The sequence below is a fragment of the Candidatus Effluviviaceae Genus I sp. genome (genome assembly GCA_016867725.1).
GTDB lineage: Bacteria > Joyebacterota > Joyebacteria > Joyebacterales > Joyebacteraceae > VGIX01.
In genome coordinates this window covers 1-3,015 of sequence record VGIX01000090.1, presented here as the reverse complement: position 1 = coordinate 3,015, position 3,015 = coordinate 1, and the positions used below count along the sequence as shown (strand labels likewise).

3 protein-coding genes are annotated in these 3,015 nt (G+C 68.4%); 2 read left to right on the top strand and 1 reads right to left on the bottom strand.

The features are described from left to right. Positions 1-11: 11 nt before the first annotated feature. Both FJY74_09705 and FJY74_09700 read left to right on the top strand, forming a co-directional pair. A complete protein-coding gene (locus FJY74_09705; GenBank protein MBM3308587.1) occupies positions 12-590 on the top strand; it encodes a DNRLRE domain-containing protein in 579 nt (192 codons plus the stop codon). Between the two features lie 70 nt (positions 591-660). Beyond that, positions 661-1,575: a VCBS repeat-containing protein gene (locus FJY74_09700; protein ID MBM3308586.1), complete on the top strand. Its 915-nt coding sequence runs from the start codon at positions 661-663 to the stop codon at positions 1,573-1,575. 7 nt (positions 1,576-1,582) lie between these two features. Here the strand turns inward: FJY74_09700 and FJY74_09695 are convergent. Further along, positions 1,583-3,015 (bottom strand): NAD+ synthase (locus FJY74_09695; GenBank protein MBM3308585.1); only part of this gene is annotated, 1,433 nt, incomplete at its 5' end.

The window sequence follows — 3,015 nt, the reverse complement described above, 5'->3', positions numbered from 1 at the left end:
AGGGCGGAGCCATGGCTGGCATCGGTTCTGCACGGTGGTGGTTGCCGGCGTGCTGCCTCCTGGTTCTGGCGGCAAGTCAGCCCGCTGAGGCGGCCAGGCTGACGCTCACGGCTGAGGACGTCGGGTATATCGAGAGCGACGGTCCGAGACCGGAGGGACGCATGCTCGTGCGGTTCGCGATCCCTGGGGAGCTGAGGACGGGGTGCGTGGACCTGGCGGTTCTTGAGTTGAGGGCGCCGGTGTCGTCGGACGGGCACGCGAGCCGCGTGGCCCTCGAGGCGCACCCGCTGACGACGGAGTGGGAGGGCGGCACGGTGAGCTGGGATGGCGCATGGACGACTCCCGGCGGCGACTACGACGCGTCCGTGCAGGCGGTCTGGTTCGCAAAGCCCGGCGAGGGCTCGGTCATACGGTTCGACGTGACAGACGTTGTGGCTGCATGGGCGTCCGACGCGCTTGCGAACTGCGGGATGATCGTGGCCATCGAGCCGGGCCAGCCGAGCTCGATCGGGCAGTTGCACGACGGGGGCGCGGCGACGGAAGCCCCGGTCCTGTGTGTGTGGTACACGCCGGGGGACGACGGCCGGTGAGACACGGAACGCTGGTCCGGAGATGACACACGACGCGGTGGCGTCGAGTGCCCGGACGGAGGTGATACGTATGGCACGCACCGCTATGGCGATGACAGTGGCGGCTGCTCTGATGGTCGCGGGATGTGGTGCCGCGACTGCGACGACCGTGTACTGGACACCAGCGCACGAGCTGGCTCCCCCGGGATGGCGCCTTGACTTCATGACATGGGGCGACCTCGATGGCGACGGCGATGACGATGTCTGCGCATTCGCTCAGTACTGGAATGACGGCGGATGCCCCGGGCCGCCCGTCTGGCGGGTCGCCTCCTGCGTGCTTCCCGGGCTGTGGGAGTACATCGAGCTCTCGAGCACGCTCGGCGACCTCGATGCCGATGGTGACCTCGACGTGATCAGGGGTTGCCGGGAGCCGGCACTCCTGATGTTCTGGAACATCGGGACGCCCCATGTACCTCAGTGGCAGTATGACCCGTCAGTGTTCGGGCCCGGAGGCGACACCGTGATGTGCCCGTGCCTAACGGATCTCGACGGGGACGGCGATCTGGACATCGTCATGGTCGGCGCCGGCGGCGGGGTGTGGTTCTGTGAGAACACCGGGACGCCGACTGCGCCGCAGTTCAGCTACGGCGGCTGCACGAGCATCCCCCTGGGGGTTCAGCCTCCCTTTGCGTTCATCACTGTCGGGGATCTCGATGGCGACGGGGATCTGGACATCATCACGATCACCACTGATGATACCCCATCGCGATGCTGGGAGAACATCGGCACACCGGAGGAGTGGCTGTTCGCCGAAAACCCCGCGATGCTCACCGGTGTGACCGAGCCTGCTCGCGGGTTCGGAATCGCACTGCCCGACATTGACTGCGATGGGGATCCTGACCTGCTGATCGTCGACGGACACGGGGGCGTGTACCTGTACATGAACGAGACCGTCACATCAGCAAGTCCAGCGACTTGGGGCACCATCAAAGCCCTGTACCGCTAGCCTGATGTCAGTACCTCGCCGCCACCGGCACGCGGCGGCCCATCCCGAACGCCTTGCTCGTCACGCGCAGCCCCGGCGCGGCCTGGCGGCGCTTGTACTCGCTCGCGTTCATCGTGCGCACGACCCAGTCCACGGTCGCGCGGTCGAACCCGGCCTTCATGATGTCGCGCCGCGACCGCCCGTCCTCGATGTAGAGGTCGAGGATGGGGTCGAGCACCTCGTACGGCGGGAGCGAGTCCTGGTCCTTCTGGTCGGGCCTAAGCTCCGCCGACGGCGGCCGCTCGATGGTCCTGCCCGGGATGATCTCGCGCTCGCGGTTCACGTGGCGCGCAAGCTCGTAGACCATCGTCTTCGGCACGTCCGAGATGACCGACAGCCCCCCGCTCATGTCGCCGTACAGCGTGCAGTAGCCGACGGCGTGCTCGCTCTTGTTGCCCGTCGAGAGCACGAGGTGGCCGTACTTGTTCGAGATGGCCATGAGGATGTTGCCGCGGACGCGCGCCTGGATGTTCTCCTCGGCGATGCCGAGGGTCGTCTCCATGAACAGGGGCCGCAGGGTCTCGAGGTACGCCTCGTAGATGCGCTCGATGGGCACGGTCTTAAGCTGCACGCCGAGGTTCGCGGCGAGCGCGGCGGCGTCCTCGATGCTTGCGGCGGACGTATAGGGCGATGGCATCGAAACACCCAGCACGTTCTTCGCGCCGAGCGCGGAGGCGGCCAGCGCGCAGACCACGGCCGAGTCCACGCCGCCGGAGAGCCCGATGACGGCCTTCTCGAACCCGCACTTCCTCACGTAGTCGCGAAGCCCCAGCACGAGCGCGTCGTACACCGACGCGGTCGGGTCGGCCGGCGCGAACGGGATCGGGCCTCCCGGCCGCGCGAGGTCCACGACCTCCACGCGCTCCTCGAACGCGGGGAGGTACGCGGCGAGGCTCCCGTCGGGCCACACGACCATGCTCCGCCCGTCGAAGATGAGCTCGTCGTTCCCGCCGACCTGGTTCACGAACACGAACGGCACCCCGTGGCGCCTCGCGTGGCCGGCGAAGATCCCGTGCCGCACCTCGTCCTTCCCGACCGAGAAGGGCGAGGCCGAGATGTTGACGAGCACGGTGGCGCCGAGATGCGCCAGCTCGGCGACGGGGTCGGTGTCGTAGATCTTGCGCGGCCAGAGCGCGGGGTCGGCCCACGCGTCCTCGCAGGTGGAGATGCCGAGCACCTCGCCGTCGAACCCGACGGCGTCCACGCGCTCGGCGGCGTCGAAGTAGCGCGTCTCGTCGAACACGTCGTACGAGGGGAGGAGCGACTTCGGGCGCGCGGCCACGAGGTCGCCGTTCCGCACGAGGACGGCGGCGTTCGTGAGTCCCTTGCCCGAGCCGCGCCCGTTCCGGAGGACGGCGCCGGCGAGGATGCCGGTCGCCGGATGCGCCTTCGAGATGTCCG

Bases quoted from the DNA above. Each gene is read 5' to 3' on its own strand.
- FJY74_09705 (MBM3308587.1), top strand. From the start codon at position 12: ATGGCTGGCATCGGTTCTGCACGGTGGTGGTTGCCGGCGTGCTGCCTC.
- FJY74_09700 (MBM3308586.1), top strand. From the start codon at position 661: ATGGCACGCACCGCTATGGCGATGACAGTGGCGGCTGCTCTGATGGTC.